Genomic DNA, 590 nt, shown 5'->3' with positions numbered 1-590 from the left:
GCACGCACACGTCCATCGGGGCGCCGGGGGCGACGCCGCCGCTTGCCACGAGGTCAGCGTACGCGCTCACGTAGTAGACGATCTGCGGGAGCAGCCGGCCCCAGTTGATGCTGTTTGCGCTCGAGAGCTTGAGGTGCTTCTCGGCGTGGAGCCACGCAGTGAACGACTCGTCGGCGAAGGCCGCCTTGACCGCGCTCTGGCAGTCGTCAAAGTTGCCTTTCACGCCAAAGACGCTCACGTTCGCTCCGTGTTGGGTGACCATCTGTTTGCGCTGGATGTCGCTCACGCCGTCGGCAGGGTAGAAGACGGCGATCGAGGTGTGCGCGCGGTCCGCGAACCCTTCGAGCGCGGCCTTGCCCGTGTCGCCAGAGGTCGCGACAAGCACGAGGAAGTCGTCGGCGAGCTGACCGCGCTCCTGCTTCATCGTCACCGCTTCAGAGAAGAACAACGGCATGCACTGGAGCGCCATGTCCTTGAATGCCGAGGTGGGGCCGTGCCACAACTCCAGCACACTCAGCCCGGCAGTGACCTGATGGAGTGGCGCGATGCGCTCGTCGTCCCACTGTCCGCCGTACGCTCGCTGCATGAGC

At 65.4% G+C, this 590-nt stretch carries 1 pseudogene (running past one end of the window); it reads right to left on the bottom strand.

The features are described from left to right. Positions 1-590 (bottom strand): annotated as a pseudogene (gene thrC / locus FDZ70_11135) (threonine synthase); it reaches 547 nt to the left of the window's first position.

It is taken from the genome of Actinomycetota bacterium, assembly GCA_005774595.1.
Classification (GTDB): Bacteria; Actinomycetota; Coriobacteriia; order Anaerosomatales; family D1FN1-002; genus D1FN1-002.
This window is presented reverse-complemented; position numbering and strand designations above follow the sequence as displayed.